This window comes from Candidatus Sysuiplasma jiujiangense, assembly GCA_019721075.1.
Taxonomy (GTDB): domain Archaea; phylum Thermoplasmatota; class Thermoplasmata; order Sysuiplasmatales; family Sysuiplasmataceae; genus Sysuiplasma; species Sysuiplasma jiujiangense.
This window is the reverse complement of record JAHEAD010000002.1, coordinates 99,839-123,284: the sequence shown is the minus strand read 5'-3', so window position 1 is coordinate 123,284 and position 23,446 is coordinate 99,839. Positions and strand designations below refer to the sequence as shown.

Annotated in this window: 21 protein-coding genes; 11 read left to right on the top strand and 10 right to left on the bottom strand. The window is 51.1% G+C overall.

The annotated features are described in order from the left end of the window. Positions 1-462: 462 nt before the first annotated feature. On the top strand, positions 463-1,356 hold the full coding sequence (locus KIS29_02280; protein MBX8639151.1) for a dihydrodipicolinate synthase family protein: 894 nt from the start codon (positions 463-465) through the stop codon (positions 1,354-1,356). Between the two features lie 25 nt (positions 1,357-1,381). Here the strand turns inward: KIS29_02280 and KIS29_02275 are convergent, their stop codons facing one another. Beyond that, complete coding sequence (locus tag KIS29_02275) at positions 1,382-2,539, bottom strand: methylated-DNA--[protein]-cysteine S-methyltransferase (protein ID MBX8639150.1); 1,158 nt, start codon at positions 2,537-2,539, stop codon at positions 1,382-1,384. A gap of 247 nt (positions 2,540-2,786) precedes the next feature. Then, positions 2,787-3,704 (bottom strand): cation diffusion facilitator family transporter, encoded by a 918-nt coding sequence (locus KIS29_02270; protein MBX8639149.1) that lies wholly within the window; start codon positions 3,702-3,704, stop codon positions 2,787-2,789. Between the two features lie 155 nt (positions 3,705-3,859). Here KIS29_02270 and KIS29_02265 point away from each other — a divergent pair, with 155 nt between their 5' ends. Both KIS29_02265 and KIS29_02260 read left to right on the top strand, forming a co-directional pair. Then, positions 3,860-5,083: a CoA transferase gene (locus KIS29_02265; protein ID MBX8639148.1), complete on the top strand. Its 1,224-nt coding sequence runs from the start codon at positions 3,860-3,862 to the stop codon at positions 5,081-5,083. 119 nt (positions 5,084-5,202) lie between these two features. Then, the gene (locus tag KIS29_02260; protein MBX8639147.1) at positions 5,203-6,864 is read left to right on the top strand and encodes an NAD(P)-binding protein; all 1,662 of its coding nucleotides are present in this window, start codon (positions 5,203-5,205) and stop codon (positions 6,862-6,864) included. 55 nt (positions 6,865-6,919) lie between these two features. Here KIS29_02260 and KIS29_02255 read toward each other — a convergent pair whose 3' ends face one another. The 4 genes from KIS29_02255 to KIS29_02240 form a co-directional block, all read right to left on the bottom strand. After that, entirely contained in the window at positions 6,920-7,144 is a 225-nt protein-coding gene (locus KIS29_02255; protein ID MBX8639146.1) for a hypothetical protein, read from the bottom strand. A gap of 2 nt (positions 7,145-7,146) precedes the next feature. After that, positions 7,147-8,277, bottom strand: a complete 1,131-nt coding sequence (locus tag KIS29_02250; protein MBX8639145.1) for a thiolase family protein — start codon at positions 8,275-8,277, stop codon at positions 7,147-7,149. A 120-nt stretch (positions 8,278-8,397) separates the two neighbouring features. After that, complete coding sequence (locus tag KIS29_02245; GenBank protein ID MBX8639144.1) at positions 8,398-11,547, bottom strand: UvrD-helicase domain-containing protein; 3,150 nt, start codon at positions 11,545-11,547, stop codon at positions 8,398-8,400. Next, positions 11,540-14,560 (bottom strand): PD-(D/E)XK nuclease family protein, encoded by a 3,021-nt coding sequence (locus KIS29_02240; protein ID MBX8639143.1) that lies wholly within the window; start codon positions 14,558-14,560, stop codon positions 11,540-11,542. Before KIS29_02240 ends, KIS29_02245 begins: the two co-directional genes overlap by 8 nt. A 175-nt stretch (positions 14,561-14,735) precedes the next feature. On the opposite strand from KIS29_02240, the gene KIS29_02235 reads away from it, so the two are divergent. Then, positions 14,736-15,308: a zinc-ribbon domain-containing protein gene (locus KIS29_02235; GenBank protein MBX8639142.1), complete on the top strand. Its 573-nt coding sequence runs from the start codon at positions 14,736-14,738 to the stop codon at positions 15,306-15,308. A 41-nt stretch (positions 15,309-15,349) separates the two neighbouring features. Here KIS29_02235 and KIS29_02230 read toward each other — a convergent pair whose 3' ends face one another. Beyond that, on the bottom strand, positions 15,350-16,300 hold the full coding sequence (locus KIS29_02230) for an ornithine cyclodeaminase family protein (protein MBX8639141.1): 951 nt from the start codon (positions 16,298-16,300) through the stop codon (positions 15,350-15,352). A gap of 3 nt (positions 16,301-16,303) precedes the next feature. Further along, positions 16,304-16,822 (bottom strand): redoxin domain-containing protein, encoded by a 519-nt coding sequence (locus KIS29_02225; protein ID MBX8639140.1) that lies wholly within the window; start codon positions 16,820-16,822, stop codon positions 16,304-16,306. A 480-nt stretch (positions 16,823-17,302) separates the two neighbouring features. Here KIS29_02225 and KIS29_02220 point away from each other — a divergent pair, with 480 nt between their 5' ends. Then, positions 17,303-19,084 carry a radical SAM protein gene (locus tag KIS29_02220; protein ID MBX8639139.1) on the top strand — a complete coding sequence of 594 codons (1,782 nt, stop codon included), beginning with the start codon at positions 17,303-17,305 and terminating at the stop codon, positions 19,082-19,084. 16 nt (positions 19,085-19,100) lie between these two features. Here the strand turns inward: KIS29_02220 and KIS29_02215 are convergent, their stop codons facing one another. Continuing rightward, on the bottom strand, positions 19,101-19,805 hold the full coding sequence (locus tag KIS29_02215) for a diphthine--ammonia ligase (GenBank protein ID MBX8639138.1): 705 nt from the start codon (positions 19,803-19,805) through the stop codon (positions 19,101-19,103). Between the two features lie 72 nt (positions 19,806-19,877). On the opposite strand from KIS29_02215, the gene KIS29_02210 reads away from it, so the two are divergent. From KIS29_02210 to rpiA, 3 genes are read left to right on the top strand one after another with little or no spacing between them, the layout of a single operon-like run. After that, positions 19,878-20,057, top strand: a complete 180-nt coding sequence (locus KIS29_02210) for a hypothetical protein (GenBank protein MBX8639137.1) — start codon at positions 19,878-19,880, stop codon at positions 20,055-20,057. 19 nt (positions 20,058-20,076) lie between these two features. Next, the gene (locus KIS29_02205) at positions 20,077-20,787 is read left to right on the top strand and encodes a creatininase family protein (GenBank protein ID MBX8639136.1); all 711 of its coding nucleotides are present in this window, start codon (positions 20,077-20,079) and stop codon (positions 20,785-20,787) included. 15 nt (positions 20,788-20,802) lie between these two features. Then, positions 20,803-21,486, top strand: coding sequence for a ribose-5-phosphate isomerase RpiA (gene rpiA, locus KIS29_02200; GenBank protein MBX8639135.1), 684 nt, complete (start codon positions 20,803-20,805; stop codon positions 21,484-21,486). 4 nt (positions 21,487-21,490) lie between these two features. Here rpiA and KIS29_02195 read toward each other — a convergent pair whose 3' ends face one another. Beyond that, on the bottom strand, positions 21,491-21,859 hold the full coding sequence (locus tag KIS29_02195; GenBank protein MBX8639134.1) for an ArsR family transcriptional regulator: 369 nt from the start codon (positions 21,857-21,859) through the stop codon (positions 21,491-21,493). Positions 21,860-22,091: 232 nt separating this feature from the next. On the opposite strand from KIS29_02195, the gene KIS29_02190 reads away from it, so the two are divergent. From KIS29_02190 to KIS29_02180, 3 genes are read left to right on the top strand one after another with little or no spacing between them, the layout of a single operon-like run. Next, positions 22,092-22,370, top strand: a complete 279-nt coding sequence (locus tag KIS29_02190; GenBank protein ID MBX8639133.1) for a 50S ribosomal protein L44e — start codon at positions 22,092-22,094, stop codon at positions 22,368-22,370. Positions 22,371-22,377: 7 nt separating this feature from the next. Then, positions 22,378-22,575: a 30S ribosomal protein S27e gene (locus KIS29_02185; GenBank protein ID MBX8639132.1), complete on the top strand. Its 198-nt coding sequence runs from the start codon at positions 22,378-22,380 to the stop codon at positions 22,573-22,575. Then, a complete protein-coding gene (locus KIS29_02180) occupies positions 22,559-23,341 on the top strand; it encodes a translation initiation factor IF-2 subunit alpha (GenBank protein ID MBX8639131.1) in 783 nt (260 codons plus the stop codon). Before KIS29_02185 ends, KIS29_02180 begins: the two co-directional genes overlap by 17 nt. The last annotated feature ends 105 nt before the right edge of the window (positions 23,342-23,446 follow it).

The window sequence follows — 23,446 nt, the reverse complement described above, 5'->3', positions numbered from 1 at the left end:
ACGGAAAGCTTATCGATGTGATCCTTCACGCCCTGGTTCTGAGAAAGAGAGCAAATGTCATGCAAGTTGCCAGATGAGGATAAAGCTACCGTTTCTGCAGGATCACGAACGCCTGGAACAGGGGGAATGGGGAACACAACGGAGTGAATGCGTGTTTCGCACAACGTCGCAGTATCAGCACCGCTGCTCTGCTCACCGGCCCGGGTCAGGATAGCGGGCGTATATCCTGACGGCTGAACCGCCGGTCGTTAGTCATTTTCACTGCATCGTATCTCTTCTGCCATAGACGCAGCCTTCTTGTTGCGAACAGAATAAACAGGGAATACTCGCAGAAGGATTATCGCTGAAATATGAAAGGAGATGACGGATATCATGTCGCGGCGGGACGTGTCCGTTATTCAAAATGGCGCTGAGTTGCGCGCTAAAGCAACACTATATCATCGAGTGCCCGATCCTGATATTATGAACAGGGAATTGCATGGTATCTGGGCGCCGTTGCCGACGCCGCTTACAAGAAAAGGTGAGGTTGATGTCGAAAGTCTCCGGGCACTTGTCAATCATCTCATAACCGGAGGCATAGACGGCCTTTTCCCCCTGGGAACTGCCGGTGAGTTTGCGCTCCTGTCTCCGGATGAGAGGCGCCTGGTGACGGATACAGTTGTCGACGCGGCAAACGGCAGGGTCCCTGTCTTTGCAGGAGTATCAGATCCGAGTACCGAAAACATAATCGCCTTTGCAAAACAGGCAATAGACGTTGGGGTTGACGGCATAATTGCCACCCCTCCCTATTACTATACAACCTCGGAAGATGCTCTTTACAGGCATTTCTGCCTTCTCCACAGTAAACTTCCTGTCCCCATCGTAGTGTACAATATTCCTTCGTTTACACACATATTCATACCAGTAAGCGTCGTAAGCAGACTGGCGGATGAGGGCTGTATCGCCGGCATGAAGTATACCGAGTATAATCTTTACAATCTGATCACGTTCATATCCGAAACAAGGAAAAAGATTGCCATTTTCACCGGTTCGGATGCAATGGCATATTCGTGTCTTGATTTCGGAGGGAGCGGAGCAATCATAGGCGTTTCGAACGTCGCGCCGAAAATGGCGGCCGGCATCTATGATTATTTTGTTTCAGGAAGAAAGGACAGGGCACGCGAGATGCAGATCAAGCTGATGCCTGCAATAAGCGCAATCGGGATGGGCGAATTTCCTGCGGGGCTCAAGGAGGCTGTCAGTTATGCCGGCATGAACGTCGGAAAACCGAAGGAACCCATTCCGGACGTTACGCCTGAACAGAGAAGGGAAATACACGCCCTGCTTAACCGCGCCGGCATACGCAGGCACCGGTAAACCAATTCTGTGTGCGATTCGAGCATCAGCACTGTTGCGTTTTGCATGTCTCGTCAACCGTTCGGGGGCGGCTTTCCGGCCGTATCCTTTTCCCTCCGGCTGAATTGGATTTTTCCAGTTCCAGCAGCCTCCTCTTCCTGTCGAGACCCAGACCGTATCCTCCCAGGTCGCCTCCCTTTCTTATCACCCTGTGGCACGGTATGATGAGAGGAACATGATTCTTCGCACATGCATTGGCCACCGCCCTGACCGCACGCGGTTTCCTTATCCTTTCGGCAATTTCACTGTAGGTCGCAGTCGCTCCGTAAGGTATTTCTGTTATTGCGGCCCAGACGCTTTTTTCAAAATCCGTTCCGTTTATGTCCAGGGGGAAGGCAACCTCACTTCCCAGAAGGCAATCCTCAACGCCTCTGATATAAACGTCCATCTTATCCGACGCCTGCAGGGATGCGCGTGGAAATTCCTTCCTGAGCGCGTCAATCAGAGCAGCTTCACTGTCTGCTGCAGAAACGGAGCAAATTCCGTTCGCTGTGGCTGCCACCATGATATGGCCTATTCCTGTTGCCTTTATCCCATAATAGATTTCCACCCCCTCGCCTCCATTTTTGTAGGATGAAGGCTTCATCCCGAGCTTCAGTCTTGAATTTCCGTAAAGCCAGGTCATTGAGCCGTAACCGACGCCGAAGACTGCCGACTCCACTGAATCCCCGCGGCTGAGTCTTGTCTTGAGGTCAGCTATTCTGATCTCTTCGAGATATTTTCTGGGCGACACTCCCATCGTCTTTTTGAATAACTTCTGGAGTGTAAAGGGGCTTATTGAAAATGTGTAACTGAGAGATTTCAGTGTTATTTTCTGTGAGTGATGGGAACGAATGTAGTGGCACACATCCTCGATCAATTTCGTCCGAGCTGTCTGTCTTCCGGGTCCGGCGGTGGCGCAATGTCTGCAAAGCCTGTAGCCTGCACCCTCCGCTTCCTCCGCCGAGCGGAAGACTACAATCCTCTTTGAGGCTGGTTTCCCTGCAGTGCAGGAAGGGTAGCTGTATATCCTTGTCCTGGCATTTCCAAGTACAGACACTTTATCGCTGCGAGCATCACCGGATACTCCTGAACCATCCAATCTTATCGTATCCGTAGAAAGGCTGATCGATTTTTGGCTGGTCCCTGATTTCATGACTGCCATAGAAGCAGCAGCGCAATTGTCGAATATAAAGGGTATTGACATTTTCTTGCCCTCAAACCTGAGGAATGGCAGGGATGCCGGGCAATAATGTCGACGGAGATAGATGAGAAAATTCCAACTTTCGGATCGATGCTTCGCGTCAGCCATGAGTCTTTCTGCCCTCTCTGCGATTTATCGGCCTGAATGGTGGTGCATCCTGACAGGAATCAGGCTGAATTCATACCTGTCATACGCCATGAATCGTTGATCAGCTGTTGGGACCTTTACGGCGATTCAGCGTGTCATCGCCTATGCTGTCAGCACATTCAACCCCTTCAGGCTCAATGTGTATCAGGGCGCTGCAGTTTGGTATCCGCTCTCTCAGCCTGGTTTCAATTGCATCTACGACACTGTGAGCCTCGTAAACGGTGGTATTCGGCTTGAAAGTGAGATGCAAATCGATGAACCTGATATTTCCTGACTTTCTCGTCCTCAGTGAATGGAATCTGCAGATTTCTTTGTGTTCGGAGAGTATGCCGATGACGGTCTGTTCGTCCGCATCAGATATCTTCACGTCGACCAGAGGACCACCCGATTCCAGCAGCAGGGAAATGCCGGAATAAGACATTACTGCCGCTATTATGAATGCGACGATTATGTCGAAAAGCACGTTGCCTGTCAGATACACAGCAATCAGTGCAAGGACGACCCCGACGGATGCCAGGCCGTCTGTCGTAAGATGGGCGTTGTCAACTTTCAAGGCAATCGACTCCTCTCTCCTGGAAGCCCTGCGGACAGGAATGGATACGGCAAAGTCCACGGCAGCTGAAATTATCATGGTGATGATTGCTATGCCGAGGAAAACTATGTGCTCACCCGCAACCACCCTGTCGAACGCCTCTGCGACGATGATCACGCTGGTAGCAATCAGAAGGATCGATTCGAAAACGCCGGAGACATTTTCGAATTTTCCATGTCCGAATTTATGTATGGTGTCTGCAGGCATGGATGCCTTCTTCACGGAGACTGCTGTGGAAACAGACGCCGTTACATCAGTAAACGAATGTATTCCGTCACTGAGGACCGCCACGGAGCCGGTGATAAGGCCGATTATAATCTTGGCTGCCGAAAGTGCGCCGTTGCTGACTGCTGAAAGTCTTGAGGCGGAAAGTTTGTTCATCTCCAATCGGCGCATCATTATATGCAATTGCGATGAATTAACCTTTGTAATCGAATGACGGAGAAGTTTATTCTCCATCCTGCCGTTTCGCGCTTAATTCCTGGTCTTTCCCAATTACAGCTGAAAAAGGATTATGAACCAAGGACGGTATCGAACTGACGATGAAGAGCAATTCGGGCTCAGGCCAAAAAACTGAAGGCCCGCTCAGCGGCATCACAGTCCTGGATTTCAGCAGGGCCATGTCGGGGCCATTCTGCACCATGATCCTCGGGGATCTTGGTGCTGACGTGATCAAGGTCGAATCGGAAAAAGGCGACGAAACCAGGGCATGGCGTCCGCCTGAAGTCAAAGGTGTTTCTTCCTACTTTATCAGCGTGAACAGAAACAAGAGGAGCATTGCCATTGATCTCAGAAAAGCGGAGGCGCGGGACATTGTCGGAAGGCTCATCAGCGATTCGGACGTTATAGTGGAGAATTTCAGGCCCGGCGTGGCCGAGCGGCTGTCTATAGACTATGAATCCGCGAAGGCAATAAACGATGACATTGTGTATTGCAGCATCTCTGGATACGGCAGGACCGGGCCTTACAGCTCCAGGCCCGGATTTGATCTCACAATCCTTGCCTCCAGCGGACTCATGAGCCTGACAGGCGAACCTGAGGGGGCGCCGGTCAAGTTCGGCGTTCCCATAACCGATATAACATCAGGCCTCTTTGCTTCCACAGCCATTCTATCCGCCCTCTTCCACAGAGGGCGCACGGGGGAAGGGCAGTACATCGACATGTCTATGCTGGACTGCAACCTTCTTACGCTGACCCATCAGGCAGCTGCCTATTTCGCCACCGGCAGGAATCCGGAAAGACTCGGGTCGGCACATTCAAGCATTGCGCCCTATCAGGTTTTCAGTACTTCAGACGGCTATCTAGCAATCGCCGTGGGAAGCGAGAAGCTGTGGGCCTCATTCTGCAGCGCGATAGGATCGCCTGAACTGGCTGAAGATGCACTGCTGAAATCCAACTCCGAGCGCGTAAGAAACCGCCAGTACATGCTGAAGAGAATAGAGGCCGTCTTTTCATCCAGAACCACTGCCGAGCTGCTTTCCAGACTCGAATCCGCAGGCGTTCCGGCTGCAAGGATTAATTCGGTCAGCGAGGCGCTGGAAAATGAGCAGGTCGCCGAAAGGGGAATGATTGCCGAAATAACCCATTCCTCCTACGGGAGAATAAAGACGGTAGGCTCGCCGTTCAATATGAGCCGGACGCCCGGTACGGTCAGGAGCGCGCCGCCCCTTCTTGGGGAGCAGAGCGGCATCATTCTTTCACAGATGGGATACAGCCAGGCAGAAATACAGAGGCTGCAGGCCAAAGGCGTAATATTCCTGCCCTGATTTTGAACGGAAACTCCGTATGTCAGGCAATATTTTCGCAGCCTTCCTCTGCGCTGCGCCTGCATCATCGAGACTGCTTTTGACAAAGTTCAGATATTTCGTCAAGATTGACCCGCTCAATGACTAAAAACAGGCTTTCAGAAAAGGGAACAATCGGCAGCCTGGAACTCAGGAACAGGATTGTAATGGCACCGATGATTTCCAATCTGGCCAATCCCGACGGCTCGACAAACGAAAATCATATCGCGTACCTTGAGGCAAGAGCAAAGGGCGGCGTATCTCTCATAATAACCGAATATTCATACATAAACGGCAGGAACGCAAGGGGATCGAGAAACGAACTCGGTTTTCACAATTCGGATTTTATTCCCAAGCTGAGAAGGCTGACAGAGAGGGTGCATTCACATGAAGCATACATTTTCGCTCAGCTTGTTCACGCCGGCGGCAAAGCACAGCTGGAAACAAATCCCGAGCCACCCAGGGCGCCTTCCAGTGTCGATTATATGGGCCTTGTCCCGGGTTCAATGGATCAGGGGGAAATAGACGAGGTAATCGGCGATTTTGTCAGGGCCGCGTCTGTTGCAAAGAGCTCCAACTTCGACGGAATAGAGTTGCATGGAGCCCATGGATATCTCATACATTCCTTCCTGTCACCGTCTCTCAACCACCGGAACGACAGCTACGGCAGAAATTTTGAAGGGCGGCTGAAATTCGCGCAGTCCGTCATCGATGCAATCAGAAGCGAGGTGGACATCAACCTCGGGATAAGGCTGAGCCTCTATGAGGATGAAACGGACGGATACGGACCTGATTATGGGCTGAAGATAGCTGAAGCACTGCACTCCGCAGATTACGTTCACTTCTCTGCCGGAAGGTTTTCCCCTCCGGGTTCGTCCGCTTCCTTCTATGAGAAGAGAACGCATATTTCAGACAGGCTACCGCGTAAACCGGCGGTAACCTCCATTGTTGCTGGATCAGTGCTGGACGGCGACGACGCGCTCAGGGTCCTTGCGAAATCGGACTTTGTGGCAGTTGGCAGGGCGCTGCTCGCAGATCCCTTCTTCGCTATCAACATGATCCAGGGGAGGAACAACAGGCCGTGCATTAGGTGCAACCAGGCCTGCAGGGACATCACATTTGGCGAAGTGAGATGCACGGTGAATCCCGACACAGGTTTTGAGCTCTATGCCGCACTGCCCTGCGCTGAAGGCGTGAGGGCAATGAGCATTGCCGGCGGGGGCATAAAAGGAATGGAGGCCGCTCTGTTTGCATCACGCGCGGGAATAAAGGTTACGCTGTATGAGATGCGGGACAGACTGGGCGGGCAGCTTCTCGACATAACCGACAGAGAAAAGAAAGAGGCTTTCTCGGCCCTCGTCCGCTATTATGAAAGGGCACTTGCGGAAGCGAAGGTGGATGTCCGCCTGAACGAGAAATTCAACGGAGAGGGGCTGTACTGTCTCCCGAACAGGACATATGAAAACCTGCCCAGGAAGCGTAGCCTGATGATTGATTCCAGCATATACAAACATCAGGACGAAATTCTGGCAACCGCCGGAAGCGCTCAAGTCACTGTTACCGAAAGAAGCCTCAACAGTCTGGACAGGGTAAGAAATGCTGCCTACAGAAGGAAGGCCCGGTCGCTTGGAGTGGCGTTTGCCGAAAGCCTGCAAGGCCGGCCCGATTTATCGATCAGCGAGAGGAACCAGTATGATATCCGCTCCGCAATGATCGCGGGGCGGGAAGCCGTCCTCCTTTACATTGCCGCCCGCAGAAGCTGATGCGCCCATGATGCATGGTCATCCCCCTTCTGCGTGAGCAGCCTGAAGATCGGAATTAGTCGTGCCGGAGCAATGCTAAGGTGCCGCCGACCTTTGCTATTTCGATCGTATAGCTCTCCTCGAAGCCGGCGGGCGTTACAAACAGGACCGCTTCCACCAGCGGAATAACGTCCTCGTCGCTGCGGTTCAGCTCGCCGAATTTTTCGCCAAGGCATTTCGGGCAGACGGCCCTCTTCTCAAACGACTCATAGCCGCATCCTGTGCATACATTTACTTTCATGTCTACACCCCCAGAACCGTCACCGTGGCCGAATTGCCGAAGCCCGCCATGCTTAGTGTAAGGCCGCACATTGCACCGTCAACCTGCCTTTTGCCTGCCTCCCCCCTCAGCTGGAGAAAAGCCTCACCTACCTGTGCTATGCCGCTCGCGCCTATCGGATGCCCTTTCGCATTGAGGCCGCCGCTTGTGTTTATCGGGAAATCTCCGTCAATCCCGGTCAATCCTTCGGTAACCGCCTTCCATCCTTTACCTTTTTCGAAGAAGCCCAGAGCCTCCGACTGAACAATCTCCAGTATTGTCGCCATGTCGTGCAGTTCTGCAAAGTCGAATTCCCTCGTTCCGGCGGCCCTCATCGCAATTTCCCCGGCCCTCTCCACTGCCTTCAATTCGGTCAGTTCCTCTCTCTCTGTTATGTACGAGGAATCGGAGGCGATGCCCATGCCCCTGATGAACACCGGCCTGTCGGTATAGCTGTCCGCCTCGGCGTCGTCCACCATGAGCAGCGAGGACGAACCGTCGCTTATGGGGCTGATTTCATAGAGTTTCAGGGGGTCCACAATCGTCCTCGACGACAGGACCTCCTCGAGCGTCACCCTCTTCTGTATATGCGCATATGGATTTCTTGCCCCGTTTTCATGGTTTTTGACCGCGACCTTTGCGACCGATTCCCTGCTCGCACCGTATTTTTCCATATATCTCTTGGTCATCAGCCCCGCAAGAGAGGGAAGCGAAATGCCCGAGGACTTTTCCCTCTCGCCAAGAAGTGACGATATGATCGATGTGACCTCCCTCGTTGGTTTTTCAGACATCTTTTCCGCACCGATGACAAGAATCCTCTTTGCATCACCCGATTTGATGAGCGATGATGCTGCAAGAATTGCGCCGCCTCCGCTGCCGCTAGTATTGTCTACGCGCATTGATGGCGTGTCGTCAATCGAAAGGTAGGTTGTTGCCAGATTGTTAAGCCCCGACACGCCGTTGAATTCTCCCGAATAGGAGTTCGACAATATGACAAAATCTATCTCATCCCTGTATTTCCTCACAATCGGAAGCGCCGACTCTGAAATGATGCTCAGTATGCTGTCTTCCCTCTTTCCAAATCTGGAAAAACCCGCTGAAACTATTGCCGGCATGATATTCCCTCGGGTCTATGGGATGATATTATTTCAATCAGCAGGTAGCTATGGGATGATATTATTTCAATCAGCAGGTAGAACAAGGCTGGACCAGACAGGAACCCGGGACCTGCCAGGTCAGGCTGTGCTGCCATAACGGAAGGTGCAGGATTCTGCAACCCGGCAGTGCAGGCAGTTTGCAGCGGACGGTCTGGGAACGAAATTACGCGACGCATATGAATTAAGCGCTTCCGCAAGGAATGCGTCGAACGTTCTGATATCTTCTCCGGTAACGGTATAGTTTTCAACCTCCTTCTCCCTGTCAAGATAAAAGTTGAACAGTTCAATGTCGCAGGGACCGTAAATCTTTGCAGCCGCGGATGCGTAAATCATCAGCTGATATCTGTTTTCCGCCTCGCCGCCTTCGAGATTTCCGCTCTTGTAGTCTATTATCAGTCTCCGTCCATCCGTTTCCGCCAGCATGTCTATCTTTCCGTTCAGTATGAAACGGCCGTACCTGGAGCTGAACTGCACTTCTCTCCTCAATCTGCCTTCAGCTGCGGCCTTTCCGGCAAGTGCTCCGAGCCGGGAATCGATGAATTTCATAGACACTCTGAGCGCCTCTCCGTAAAGATCGCCGGATACCTTCTTCAGATATTCCGGCATTGTACCTTTAATGTAGTCGTAATGTTCGAGAAAGAGGTGTATCATACTCCCTCTCTCCTTCGCCTTCATACTGTCTTTGCTGTCTCTGCTCCCTCCTGACTTTCCGGCTGAAAGTGCTATGCGGTAGGGGCAGGTGAGGAAGTTTGCAACTTCGGACGGCGTCAGGCGCAGCCATTCCTGTTCCCTGAGGCGTTCGATATCCAGCGTCAGCGAACTTTCATTCAGAATCGGCATGCCGGCGAGATTATACCCTCTGGTTTCCCGGATACTCTCTCTCCTTTCCGGGCTCCTGACCACGCGCAGTGTGATATCTCCCTGTCTCACCTCAGCATCATGACCAGCGGGAATTGTGAAATTCCGCGACTTCAGGAATCCCAGGACGAGTGTGGCCCAGCTTCCGTTTCTTGCTGTGCCCTCCGGAATGGAAATATAGAGTCTGTCCCTGGCCCTTGTCATCGCCACATACAGTATTCTCCTCTCTTCGCTGTCAACCCTTTCAGTCTCCGCCGCATTCACGTCGCTCATTATGTCTACGGACAGTTCATGGAGGGGGTTGAAACCGTCGTCACGGACTCTGAATACCAGGCCGTACATTTTGTGTATCAGCATGTCTCCGAATCTCGAGCTGTTTGAGCGGATCGAATCCGCTATGAATACCACCGGGAATTCCAGCCCTTTGGACGCATGGACCGTCATCAGTCTGACTGCGTCGCTTCTGTCGTCGTTCAGTGGTGCTTCTTCGCTGCCGCCTGCCTCCTCCAACGAGAGGAGAAAGTCGATTACACCCTTTCTGTCGGGAATTTCCCTCTCTGCTTCCAGGACCATGTCCATGAATTTCAGCACGTTGGCATATGCCTGGACGCCGCCGGCCGAGGAAAGCACCAGCAGGCCGTATCCGCAATTGTCGACCGCAAAATGCATCAGTTCCGAAATTCCGGCATTTTCCCTGCTGTTCAGAATGGCATGAAATTCCCGGAAATACATCAGCCCCGGTGATTTCTGCAGCTCTTCCTCTCCGAACACGCTCCCGGGTTCGAAGCCGTTCATGCTGAGCCGGAGCAGTACATCGTCGTCAACATCGAAAACAGGGGAGCGCAGGACAGCTATCAGGTTCGCCGGATCCCGGGGGCGCTGAACAAATCTTACCAGATCCATCATTATCCTGATTTCGGGCTTTTCAAAAAACTGCCTGCTGTGGAAATGTATGTACGGTATGTTGCGCTCTCTCAGAGCCTCTTCGTACAGATCCATGCTTTTCCTGCTCCTGAAGAGAATTGATATGTCCGAGTAACTCACCCTTCCCACTTCGTCGGCCGGCGCATTTCCGGGCAGTGATGGGCGGACGGCGGATGATGCGAGTCCCGCAATCTCCTCTGCAATCATTGCCGCCTCTTCCCTTCTGATATTGTCCATTCCATCTCCACGCGGGACAAGAACGGTCACCAGGCCGTCCCCACCTGAATTTTTCCCCCTGCTGTCTTTCCTTGACGGAATCATTTCGGCGTACCTGCTGCCGCCTGAAACAGGGAAACTCGAAAAGAATGCATTGATAAAGCGTATGATGTTCGTACCGCTCCTGAAGTTTTCATTCAGGCTGACGATCTCAGTCTCATGATCTTCGGCATAGGCAGTGTTCTCCTCCGTTGTGAGTATGGACGGATCCGCGCTTCGCCATTCATAGATGGACTGCTGCGGATCACCGACAAAAAACTGTTTTTCCTTTTCAGAAATCATATTGATTATGCTGTACTGAAGGAAGTCGGTATCCTGAAATTCATCCACCAGGACGCAGTAAAATCTCTTTCTGTATTCTGCCCTTATCGCGTCAGAATCCCTGAGCAGTCTGTAGGTGTAATAGACAATGTCGCTGTATCCTATGCTCCCTTCCTGCCTCTTCAGCTGCTCGATTTTATGCCAGAAAAGGGATACATATCTGCTGATGACATCGCGTGCCCTCCACTGCATGCTGATGTATGAATGCAGACCGTCGCTGTCTCCGAATTTAGTCCTGAGATGCTGTTCGAAAAGATCCCTTCCTTTATCCAGCTCTGCAAGCCCCTCTCCCAGTTCCAGACCGTGGTCCCTCATCCACCCGTAGACTTCAAAAACCATCTCCCTGAAACCGTAACCACCGCTGTTGCTTCCGTCACGCAATCCGTATGCCGTCAAAAATTCCCGCAGTTCCGTGTCTGAGGATATGTGTCCGAACACTACAGTATTCAGAGCCCGCTCCATCATGTTCCTGATATGATTCTCTTCGACTATCTGATAATCGGAAGTCATTCCGGCTTCGGCAGCATTCTCATGGAGGATGGAGTTGCATAAGGAGTGGATGGTCGATATATTCGAGGTGGTTAAGCTCCTGATGTCGTAGCCGGAGGATTCAAACACCTCTTTCCTCAGTTTTGTTGCCGCTTCGTTCGTGAAAGTTATCGCCAGCATCCTGCCGTACGGATTTTCATCGGGGTGCATTGTTCTGATGGCCTCAAGTTTCATCATATAGGCTGCGATGAGTGTAGTGGTCTTGCCGCTTCCGGCACATGCGTTTACAACGACCTTTCTGTTTTCGCGTATTGCACGCACAGCCTTTCTCTGCAGTTCGGTGAGCCTGTTTTCATTCATCTGAAGTAAGCCCCCTCCAGTTTCTGCATATCGTCATGAAACTACAGTTGCCGCATTCCCCCTTTGCAGGTCTGACCGGAAAGCGGTTTGACCTGATTTCCGACGCAAGCGAAATTATATTCCTCCTGAACTTCTCAATTTCCGCATCAAGTTCCCTTTCTGGCATAACGCGCAGCTGAACGGTTTTTCTGCGTGGTAAATCCGGAAATACTTTTCCGGCCGACTCCTGAACCACTATGCCTGCACGATCGGGCAGGCCGTTCGATTTGAGAATCGAATAATATAAAGCAGCACGGATTTTGTATCCGAGTTCATCCCTGAGGTAAATGGAATAGACGGGTATCTCGAAATCAAGCGGCAGGTCTGCATCTGTTCTGAAATAGCTTTTCAGCCTCGCGGGCGTGGTGAATTTATAATCCAGCAGGATTGCACCGTGATCTTCCAGCGGTACGGTATCTACCCTGTCGATGATACCCCTGAACTCAAATTCTCCAATCCTGAATATACCGCCGGGTGTGCCGAAACTGTGTTCCGTAAGTTCTATTGTGCTGCATGTCAGCTTCTGCAGCTCCCGTTCCCTGCTGAGGAACAGGAAGAGTGCCGATTTAACCCTGTCAGTTCCGGTAATGGCCACTGGCTCACTGAGATAATCATCCGTGTACTGGCGTGAATAGTAGGCGTCAACTGCCGCTTCAATCGCGCGTTTAAGCATCCGGGCATCCATGTCTCCGATGCTCTCCCTGTCCGGCAACTTTAAAAAAGTCTTGAGTATGGCATGAACGTCTCTCCCGATTCCGATTTGTTCGAAATCGCCGTAAGCAGCGGAAAGTTTCATAAGTCTTGTCAGGACGAATCTGAAAGGGCATTTCGCATACTGGTTCAGATCTGTCGGTGAAAGGATTCTGTCTGATGTAAGGGGTGCTATACTGGCGGCGGAAAAATTCCATTCGAGATATTTTGAGTCGAATCTTGAAAGCCTCCGGCTGAATTCACTGAATGGGACTTTGCATGCGCGTTTCCACATTTCGGCGAAGAAATCCTCCTCCGCATACCGACGGCTGCAGCCAAACCGGTACGCGAGCATCTGCCCGATCTCCGCAGGCGCGAGAATTTCCTCGCCGGGATCCTGAATATATTTTCCTGCCGGCAGGTTGCTGTCATATGCGATAGAAATTGGATCTCCATCGTTCCCCCTCTTTTTGATCTCCTCGATTATGAACGGCGATGGAATTCCGTAACCAGCAACCTCCGGGTTGGAGATGAATGAAACCGTAAGTCTGTCGGTCAATCCCCTTGCCTTCAGGTAATACCATCTCTCTGCAGAATCAACCACTCTCGTGCATCTTCTTGTCTCTATGCCGCTTCGTTCGAGACAATCAAGTATTTTCACTGGCAGGAATGAATTCTGTTCCGCACCCCTCGGAAATATTTCGAAATTTGCTCCTACTATGAAGGTGCCTGCCGCCCTTCTGAAATATGTGATTCCGACGTCTGTGAGTAAAATACCGCTCCTTTCGCTGCGACCTTCACCGGTGTCACTCTTCCCCAGGCTGCGGAAAAGCGTCAGGAAATCACCGAGGGTGAGTTTTTCCAGTCCAGTCAAATTGCAGACTGCAGACCAGGAAACTGCAGCGGACATGAGTTCCGGAATAAACCTGGAGGACTCCGCTGAACCATTCGCTGCAGTAATTCTGTTTGCCGTCTCTTCCACTACTTCAACCCATTCGCCAACAGAGTGGGGAGTGCTCGACTTCAGTTTCAGGTCTGAGAGTACTGTTGCAAGTTCAGATGTGCGGGACCAGCAGCCATCAATATCATATCCGTTCCGTCTGAATGTTTCTCTTCGCCAGGATCTTAACATGGAAGGCAATCTCTCCAGCGACTTGGAGAGCCTGCTGTCCGACAGCAGTATCCTGTAGTCGGCCTCTGGTATTATGCGGAGAAAATCTTCCTTTGTTGCGTCCTCCTCCAGGCATCTGAAAAAATTTTCCACTCCGGCAAAGACCGGATCGTCCTCCAGCAGTCTTCTCCTCCCCCTTTCCACCGCAAGACCGTACTCATTCAGTATGTCCCTGGCCGCGCTGTCGTAATCGTCTATGTTCCTGGCCAGTATCTTGAAATCAGACTCTCTGCATCCACCTTCGGAAATCCTCCTCCTTATCGTCCTTGCGATCTGAATTATTTCTCTTCTCCTGTCCGGTGCGCCGAAGAATTCAATCTCAGGAGGCTGCCGGCAGCCTTTGATATTTTCTCCGTCCTCGTCTTTACGGACTACCACACCTTCAATGGAACGGAATCTGGAAAGGGCGGGGGACGACGATTCTGCCTGATCCATGCCGGCTACTAGTCTCACTTCAGCTGTCACTGCGAAGCCGAGTATGAAGGAGAGAACGGCAGGATCCGCAAAGTGCAGAAAGAAAAAATTCACCTTTCCGATGCGACAGGAATCTGCCGATTTGAGAAGTTCCGTGGCCTTCCTTATCAGACCGGTTCTATCGTATATTCCGTTTTCGGCAAGCACTTTCAGTCTTTCTTCAATCAGGGCTGAGAATTCATCAAGAACAGAAATCCTGAAATCAAATTTTCCTTTGTCAAATTCGGCCTCCGATCCTTCGAGGAGTGTTCTTATCCACTCCTTCCTGTCGGTCTGCAACGGACGAAGTGTTTCGTAATCCCTCACCAGGATATCCGAGTACTCCTCCGGGAGTCTCGTTCCGGCTGTTTTCATCCCCCTGAACACATACCTTGCGAGCAGTGCCTTCAGATCATCGGTCAGAAGCAGCGGCTGCTCACCGGTCACCTCCCTGACTACGTGGGAAGCGAGTCCCTCCAGCGTCATGAAGAGGGAGGAATCTATGGCGTCATGATGCCGGAGGAGCAAATCCCTGGCTTCGGAAATCGCGATGGTGTCCGGAAAGACGTAGACGGACCTTCCGGTTTGCAGACCGCGATCACTGTAATCTGCCAGGAGATACTTCTCAGGATCAGTTTCAAGAATGTGGATGCTTTTCATTTATCCTGTACCGCTCTTTTTTATTTTCCGGAATCCTGTCTATTGCGTCTATGCTGCAATCAATAAAAAAGATTTGGCACTTCGCTTAGCCGAGTCAATGAAATTTCCAGGCAGGCATATTGCTCAATGTTTATAACCATGGCTGCAATTCCGTTGTAAAAAAGGCGGTCTGCATATGAAAGAAGAACGCATGCCACTTAACGGCGTTGATCCTAAGCAGCTTTATGAGGATGTCAAGCAGCATCTTACCTCCGAGGGTCTCAAGATTCTTCTCGACGAGGGGAGGGAAGGCTTCTATGAAATTAAGGCTCACAAGGGTTCAACGCTCTCGGTCGCGGTAGGAGCAATACGTGACGTGGACGTCATGATCACGGGAAACAGTACTGTGTGCGATGTGACCCTGAGAACAGGCGCGTGGGGCAGGGATGTTGCCGTTCCGGCAGTGGAGGGTTTTATCATCTTCGGTGTTATCGGCGGGGCCGTCGCGGGTGGAGCAAGTTATTACATGGCCCATGAATTTGAAAAGAAATTCTGGGATTGGCTCAGGGCGGATGCTCACAGGCTGAGCCAGGGCACAGCTACTGCCGGGACTCCGTTCACTCCGCCGATGCTTCCTCATGACCAGAGGGCTTATGCCAATCTCAATCCTGCAGTCAGCTCAGCCCCGTCGCAGTACTGTTCCAGATGTGGCTCGAAACTGGTGGAAGGTGCCTCTTTCTGCGCATCCTGCGGTGCAAAGGTTTCCTGATAGTGCTGCAGGCAAAATACATGCGTCACCGCCGCGTGACCTCATTGCAGTTCAGTGCCGATGCCGGTTTTAATCGCGCTGTCGTAGACGTATTTGCCTATGGCCACATCCTCAAGCGCGATTCCAAGCGATTTGAAAATTGTTATTCCGTTTTCTCTCCCCTTGATCTTTTTTGCATGCCCGGATACTAATTCATGCACCTCTGTAATGTCCCGCCAGTCCAGGCAGGAAGAGGAAACGGCATCCACAATATCCCTGGCTTCTTGTTTAGCCTGTTCTATGGAATCCACAACGATTCTGCCTGCCGAGCAAACAGTCTCCGTTTCAAGCTCTTTCGATTCCATTCTGTTTGCACCGATCGCATTTATGTGGCACGTATCCGGAACGTCCGATGCTGATATCACCGGAGTCCTGGAGGAGGTAGCGGTTATCAGCACGTCGCACCGTTTCAGTTCAGAAACGCTTTCTGCGTGGATGGTATCAATTCCCAGTTTCTCCCGCATTCTGTCAGCGAATTTCCTCCTGTTTTCTGCTGTCCTGCTCCAGACTATTATCTTATTGATATCACGCACAGCAGCAACAGCTTCCACCTGCGTTTCAGCCTGGTAACCTGTCCCTATGCATCCGAGCAGGTGGGCATCCCTGACTGCCATGATGTCTGTTACAAGCCCGGACATTGCTCCGGTCCTGATCTGTCCGAGTCTTCCTGCTTCTATCACCGCAAGTGTCCTGCATTCCTTCGTCGAAAAAAGTATCACAACAAAACTCACTCCTCCCCTTCCGCCGAAGTAAGCCTTGAGTCCGGAAACGGAGAGGTCGTCTATGGTAGATGCCATGACATTGAGGGTGCCGTCGACGGATCTGATTCTGCTCCTGGGCAATATCCTGGCACGGCCTTCGGATTCCATCCTGAACGAGTCCCTGAGAATATCAATTGCTTCCCTGATGCCTACAAGCCGGTCGACATCGCTCTCTCTGAGAAAGACGGCCAAAAATTACACCTGCTTCCTGTTTTTCAGCGCCGATCTCCCCATCTGATCCCTCAAGGCATACAGTGTCTGCCTGCTGAGCTTGTTTGCGTCAACACTTCTGAATGCCTTTGTTATTCTTCCATCGGTGTTCACTACGCAGGCATATTTCCGAGGTTTCTTCACCAGAAGACCATCGAGTGATTTGAATTTCCTGAAAATCTCACCCGTCTTGTCCGAGAATATGGGGAAGGGCAGCTCATGTTCGCTGTGCAGCCTGCCGACATCCTCATCGGGTGCCCTGATTACTGTTATGACACTGGCTCGCAGCGCCTTGAACTCATTGAAGTCATCCCTGAAGTTTTCTACCACCGATATGGAGTCCTGGTGAGTTATGTCCGGAAGCAGAACAACGACTGCCGGACCGGCAGCCAGAGCTGTTTTCAGATTAACCAGCACTCCATCGGGCGATTTCAGCGTAAAATCCGGTGCATCGGATCCACTTGTCAGCGGTTTCATTATTTTTGCCTCGTTTAAATTGCCCAAATCCCGGGCACAAATCGGGTCGTTTCTAAACTGTAGGACGGAAAGACTTAATATCAATTTCGGATAGTTCAGCAGTCCCGCACATTAGGTGTCGCAACGGGCCGGAGCATGATGATGCCTGTGACTTTGCAGATTTCAGAACATGTTTCAGCATGAACATTGTGAAGCATGGGCTGAACGGTTGCGTCGTGCAACGGAGTTCAGCCGTCTGATTCCTGCATTATGCGGTCATGAAGCGTTTCACGTATCATTGTTAATGGCATATCAGGGAAGGCTGTACGCCGTCGTCCATTCGATATGCCTGAAACGGGGGCCAGGTGCCGCATTCACCTCCCGTTCTATTCTGTCATCTGTTTTTATGGGCATCAGGTAGTAGACTGACATTGGTATGATTTCAGGTGTCGGAGTAGCGTCGTCAACTACAAAATGTTTAAATTAAACAGCTCAATTCGAAAGGTCGGGCTGAATATGGCTACAATAATGGAACATGTAATTGCCTCCGAAGAGGAAGATATACCTGACTTTGAATTAAGTCCGAATGCAAGGTTCAATTCCAGGTCTGAGGCCTGGAGTGCACTCAAGCATCTCCTCACGGGGGACATGAGGCCGCTCAGGGTAACGATGAGCCTGTGCCCAGAATGCACAGCCGACAAGAAATGGGATACCATGAAGGTACCGGCTGTTGTTTATGCACAGAACGGCCTTGTCAACATGGTCAAAGAATGCAGGGAACATGGCGTAGTCCAGGACAAGTACTGGGAGGACTTCGACATGTATATTTCGGCTGAGAGGCACAAGGATCCCGGCATAAAACTGCTCAATCCGCAGGTTGATTTCAAAGCATCCAAGATCGACTGCCCGAAGCACTGCGGTCTGTGTGTAAAGCATAAATCACACACCGGACTGGGCAACATAGTGGTCACCAACAGGTGCGATCTTGCCTGCTGGTATTGTTTCTTTTACGCAAAAGAGGGCGAACCCATCTACGAGCCGACCCTTGACCAGATCAGGAAAATGCTTCTGAAAATGAGAAATGAGAAGCCGATTGGCGCAAACGCAGTTCAGATTACAGGCGGCGAACCTACGCTCAGGGAAGACATAATCGACATCATCAAGATTGCCAGAGAAATCGGTTACGAGCATGTCCAGCTGAACACAGATTCGGTGAATTTCTCCAGGAAGCCGGAGCTTGTAAAGGCGGTCAGGGAAGCGGGCTCGAACGTCGTTTACATGAGCTTTGACGGTGTAACGCCTGAAGTCAACAGAAAGAACTACTACGAGGCACCTCTGGCTCTCGACAACTGCAGGAAGGCAGATCTGGGCGTCGTTCTGGTTCCCACAGTCATAGGCGGTGTGAACGACCATCAGCTTGGATCGATAGTGAGATTCGGCGCAAAGAACAGCGATGTCGTCAGGGCAGTAAATTTCCAGCCTGTTTCTCTTGTCGGCAGAATGCCGAAGAAACAGAGAGAAATGCAGAGAATCACGATCCCCGGATGTATCAAAAAGATCGAGGAGCAGACAAACGGCGAAATCGGGAAGGAGGATTTCTTCACAGTTCCGTCGACAACCAAACTGACAAATTTCATCGAGGCATTTACCGGTGAGGACAAGTACAGACTGTCGATACACTTTGCCTGCGGTGCAGGGACATACGTGTTCAGGCAGGATGACGGCAAACTCGTCCCGGTCACAAGATTCATCGATGTGGACGGACTGTTCGATTACCTGCAGGAAAGGGCGGACGACATAAATAATGCAAAGAACAAGAAGATTGCAAGGGCAAAGGCAGGATTGCAGGTCATCTCAAAGATCAACTCGTTCATAGATTACGACAAGGTACCTCCCGAACTGCACATCAGGCGGATGCTCGTCAAGGCACTTATGAGCGGAAACTATGACGGCCTTAAGGATTTCCACAAGAAATCGATCTTCCTGGGCTTCATGCACTTTATGGACCCGTACAACTACGATGTCGACAGGGTTGAGAAGTGTGACATACACTATGCAATGCCGGACGGCAGGGTTGTTCCCTTCTGCGCTTTCAATGTGATTCCGGAGATGTACAGGGACAAAGTGCAGAGGAAATACTCGATACCTGCAAAGGAATACGAGGATAAAACGGGCAAGAAACTCAGGTTCGACAAATTCAGGAGAGACTACACAGAAGAGTACAAGAAACAGATAGCACAGAAGTATTACATTGATGTGCTCGGCAAGGAAAACATTCCGACTGCCCTGCCTGTTATCAGGGCAAAGTAGTCCCTGCCCCGGAACCTCAAACCATTTTTAAAAATCCATTTCCATCTATCTTTTCAATAAATTCAGTTTTTAGGGCGCATAACATTGAAGTGCCGTTGCCTGAGACATTCCTGTATTCCGCTATTCTAATGGCTTTCCTGTGTATCGGCGAATCGAGGACGAATGTTTCGTATTCTCCACCCTCACCGCAGAGATTCACGCCGTATCTGTCATGGATGGCTGCCAGTTCTGTAATCATCCTGTTGTCTATTGTCCGTCCGAGGAATCGCCAGTCAAGTCCCTCCGCACCCGTGGAGACGATAATTGCCTTTATTCCCGAGGCAACGATATCGTTGAGCAGCATAAGCTCGTCTTTCCTCCAGAGAGGCGAAAAGCATCTGACCCCGGTGTCGTGACAGATTTCATCTATTCTGGTATACTGGTAATCTGACTGAATCGCGCCCGTGATTATGCCTTCCGCTCCACTGTCGCAAGCATTCTCTATGAGTTTCCGTAGTGAGGAAAGCTCCCGGTCGGATCGCGCCTTCACCGTCAGGTGCCGTATTCCCATGCATTCCGCAGAAGCGGACGCGAGTCCGATATTGGGTGTGTGAAACATCATCGAAGCAGGATCGGAAGGAATGACCGTCAGCAAAGAATCTATATCGTGTCCCTTCTGCAGCATTATGTACATTGCGTACAGCGAGTCTTTTCCCCCGGAAAACAACGCAGCTAGCTTCATGCCGACGGTACATTTATGCGCTGCAGGTTTAAAAACAATGCATTTATCAATGAGTGAACAAATCAGGTAACAATGTACTGCCCCAGGTGCAACAAGAGCATCCAGGATGACAGACTGGATGAACTGAAAAAATCATTGAAGGAAATCGGCAACGAGCATCTTATGCATGGCAGGTGTCCTGTGTGCGGCACAGAGCTATTGAGCGTGGGCGTAAGGAAAGTGGCGGCCGAAAGCGGCAGCAGGCCGGTATGAATCGGGCTGTGTGATTTCCATGACTATGCTGTATGAGGAATTGAATCTAAAGTCATTTGCAGAGAGGGTGAAGGAAGATCCCGTTGTCTTCCTGCCAGTAGGGGCAACAGAGGAACACGGCAGCCATCTTCCCCTGGGTTCCGACACAATCCAGGCAAGGGAGGTATGCAATCTTGTAGCCCAGAGGGTCAATGGCATAGTACTTCCGGCACTCCCTTACGGTGTTTCAACGTCACTGCGTGATTATCCCGGAACGATTTCGATAAGTTACCAAGCACTCTATGCCGTTGCAAAAGACATATTGAGCGAACTCGTCAGGAACGGGATACGGAAGATCGTTGTCCTCTCGGGGCATGGCGCCCAGACACATATGTCAGCCCTGAGGTCGGCCTGTGAAGAAGTTGCCGAATCAGGCGACACGAAGATTATCCTTCTCTGTGATTATGATATTGCCTACAGACTGAGAGGCAAGCAGGACATTCCTCCCGACGACGGCCATGGCGGCGTAATTGAAACTAGCAGGGTGCTTGCATTCAGGCCCTCCCTTGTATCGGACAGCCGGCCAAAGGGAAAGGACCAGACGCCTGATTTTTTTATCCCCAGGCATAAGAGCAGATACATGACCGAAGGGATAATCGGAGACAGTTCAAAGGCGACAGCCAACCTGGGCAGCCAGATTAACATGTATGTTGTAGAGGAACTCGTAAAGGCCGTCAATGCGGTGATGTAGACGGAATCGTCGCAGATTGAAAAACAGAGGAGAATTGCCGCTGAAACAGCCGTCGGTGAATTTGTAAGGAGCGGAATGGTCGTCGGCCTCGGTACTGGCAGAACCGCAAACTACGCAACAACTGCCATTTCAAAACTTGTTTCGGAAGGCATGGAAATAATCGCCATCCCGACTTCAGATGCCACGGCGGATCTCGCACGCAAACTCGGAATCACGCTGAGCTCACTGGATGAACATGACGACATTGAGGTGACTATTGATGGAGCGGATGAGGTTGACAGATCTCTCAACCTGATAAAGGGAAGAGGCGGTGCACTGGTCAGGGAGAAGATCGTTGCAGCCTCAACCCGGAAGGAGATAATAGTTGTCGATGAACAGAAAATTGTCGACATCCTGGGGCATGGCCAGCCCGTCCCGGTGGAAATACTGAAATTCGGAAGCAGGTGCACATTGAATCATTTATCGGAACTGGGTGCTGATGCAGTGCTCAGGGAATCAGGCCGGGCAGTATATGTAACGGACAACGGAAATTACATCGCAGACTGCAAGTTTGACAGTATAGCCGATCCGCTCAAGCTGGAAAGGGACATTGACAGCATACCGGGAACAGTTGAATGCGGTCTCTTTGTAGGCATTGCGCACGCTGTAGTCGTCGGCTCGGAGAGCGGTGCAAAAATCTTGAGGAGGAACGCTTCCTGAGCGCTCACCTGGAGCTGTAGTCGCGGAGGCTCTTCAGGTTCAATTCAATTTTCTGAATACGCCTGGCCTCTTCGTCTTCTATTTGTTTTATGATGGATTCAAACGGTAATGCGAGTCTGTATGAGTGAACCGGTCTCCCCTTTCCTTCCTTCTTGATATCCCTTTTCACGACCCACTTCCTTCTCCTCAGATCCTGCATTGCTATGGATACTTCGGGCTGCCTGAGGGCAGTGGATGTCTCTATCTCCACAGAGGTGGTTTCGTTTTTCTTTTTCAGGAAAACAAGCGTCTTTGCAATGTTTTTTGCCATTCCGGTGTTAATCAGATACTCAACGAGCATTTCATCCTGCTTTGTAAAACCCCTGCTTGGCATCAGACTCATTCTGATTTAAACAGTCGCGGATATAAATTTCTTTCTATATTCATGTGTATTTATATATTCGGCGGCCCGGACTAAGACAATTGCAGTATCGTGCCATGGGCTGATGGCAGGACAGGACGCAGAGTGCGACTGACAGGCAGCCGATATGAACCGTCCTTGAATCGATAATCATTTTATATGTGGTGAATCTTTGAAATGACAAAGTTAGATGGAGCTGTAACAGTTGAAGATGCCAAAGATCATACAGGCTTATTGCCCTTACTGCAAGGGTCACACGCCTCATGACGTCGAGAGGGTCAGAAAGAGAAAAGCTTCCGAACTCAGGGCAGGCCAGAGAAGGTTCCGGAGAGTCACAAGCGGTTATGGCGGTTTTCCCAGGCCGAAGCCGGAGGGGAGGGAAAAGCCGACCAAGAGGGTGGCGCTGAGATACAGATGCAAGACCTGCAAGAAGGCGTATCCCGTGTCCGGATTCAGGGCAAGAAAATTCGAACTTACGGAGTGAGACAGCAATGCCCGGTAACAGAAAGAGAGCAAGATTCGTTGTCATAAAATGCCCGGACTGCAGTTCCGAGCAGATTGCATTCGAAAGAGCGACCACTGTAGTTACCTGCAGGATATGCGGAAGCACGCTTGCAACGCCTACCGGAGGAACAGCTAATTTTCGCGGAGAGGTTTTGAGGGCCGTGGACGATGCCGTCAGTTCCTGAATATCCGGAAGAAGGCGAGCTGGTAGTCTGCACTGTTCAGAGCGTCAAGAACTTCGGTGCCTTTGTTTCCCTTGACGAATACGGTTCCAGGGAGGGCTTCATCCATGTGAGCGAAATCGCCACCGGCTGGGTGAAGTACATCCGGGATTACGTGAAGGAGGGGCAGAAGACCGTATGCAAGGTCATCGAGGTGGATCGCAGCAAAGGGCATGTGAATCTTAGCCTGAAGCAGGTGAACGACCACCAGAGAAGAGAGAAGATACAGCAGTGGAAGAACGAGAACAAAGCCAGGAAGATACTGGATATACTGGCCGAAAAGCTGGGCAGAGAACCAGCAGCATTCTACCAGGAGACCGGCCTCAAGCTGATCGAAGAATTCGGAACACTGTATGCGGCATATGAGGCTGCCGCAGGCGAAAAGGCTGCCCTGAAGAAGGCCGGTTTCAGCGGTGACTGGGTCGAGCCGTTTGAAAAGATAGCCAAGGAAAACATAACCCCCCCTTCAGTGACAATAGACGGCCTGCTTGAGCTCACGACACAGAAACCCGAAGGTGTTGAGGATATAAAGAGCGCCCTCAAAGAAGCGCTGAACAGCGGTGAAAATTTTGAGGTCACAGTCCAGTACATCGGTGCCCCGAAATACAGGCTGCTCGTTACCGCATCAGACTACAAGAAAGCCGAGGAAGAGATCAGAAAGAGTTCTGAGAAAGCGGTAAAGACAATGACAAAGCTGGGCGGTGCAGCCAAATTCACAAGAAGTCAGTAGATCCCTCAGCTTGCAGGATCATCCGGCAGCGGGAAAAATGCTGGACCGCTTTGACTACAGCTAGATTAAAATAGTTATACCCGGGTTAATAGAAAATGCCCCGGA

Excerpts from the sequence above, each read along its gene's own strand:
- KIS29_02280 (MBX8639151.1), top strand. The coding sequence starts at position 463 with ATGAACAGGGAATTGCATGGTATCTGGGCGCCGTTGCCGACGCCGCTT.
- KIS29_02275 (MBX8639150.1), bottom strand. The coding sequence starts at position 2,539 with ATGGCAGTCATGAAATCAGGGACCAGCCAAAAATCGATCAGCCTTTCT.
- KIS29_02265 (MBX8639148.1), top strand. The coding sequence starts at position 3,860 with ATGAAGAGCAATTCGGGCTCAGGCCAAAAAACTGAAGGCCCGCTCAGC.
- KIS29_02260 (MBX8639147.1), top strand. The coding sequence starts at position 5,203 with ATGACTAAAAACAGGCTTTCAGAAAAGGGAACAATCGGCAGCCTGGAA.
- KIS29_02255 (MBX8639146.1), bottom strand. The coding sequence starts at position 7,144 with ATGAAAGTAAATGTATGCACAGGATGCGGCTATGAGTCGTTTGAGAAG.
- KIS29_02250 (MBX8639145.1), bottom strand. The coding sequence starts at position 8,277 with ATGCCGGCAATAGTTTCAGCGGGTTTTTCCAGATTTGGAAAGAGGGAA.
- KIS29_02245 (MBX8639144.1), bottom strand. The coding sequence starts at position 11,547 with ATGAATGAAAACAGGCTCACCGAACTGCAGAGAAAGGCTGTGCGTGCA.
- KIS29_02240 (MBX8639143.1), bottom strand. The coding sequence starts at position 14,560 with ATGAAAAGCATCCACATTCTTGAAACTGATCCTGAGAAGTATCTCCTG.
- KIS29_02235 (MBX8639142.1), top strand. The coding sequence starts at position 14,736 with ATGAAAGAAGAACGCATGCCACTTAACGGCGTTGATCCTAAGCAGCTT.
- KIS29_02220 (MBX8639139.1), top strand. The coding sequence starts at position 17,303 with ATGGAACATGTAATTGCCTCCGAAGAGGAAGATATACCTGACTTTGAA.
- KIS29_02215 (MBX8639138.1), bottom strand. The coding sequence starts at position 19,805 with ATGAAGCTAGCTGCGTTGTTTTCCGGGGGAAAAGACTCGCTGTACGCA.
- KIS29_02210 (MBX8639137.1), top strand. The coding sequence starts at position 19,878 with ATGTACTGCCCCAGGTGCAACAAGAGCATCCAGGATGACAGACTGGAT.
- KIS29_02205 (MBX8639136.1), top strand. The coding sequence starts at position 20,077 with ATGACTATGCTGTATGAGGAATTGAATCTAAAGTCATTTGCAGAGAGG.
- KIS29_02195 (MBX8639134.1), bottom strand. The coding sequence starts at position 21,859 with ATGCCAAGCAGGGGTTTTACAAAGCAGGATGAAATGCTCGTTGAGTAT.
- KIS29_02185 (MBX8639132.1), top strand. The coding sequence starts at position 22,378 with ATGCCCGGTAACAGAAAGAGAGCAAGATTCGTTGTCATAAAATGCCCG.
- KIS29_02180 (MBX8639131.1), top strand. The coding sequence starts at position 22,559 with ATGCCGTCAGTTCCTGAATATCCGGAAGAAGGCGAGCTGGTAGTCTGC.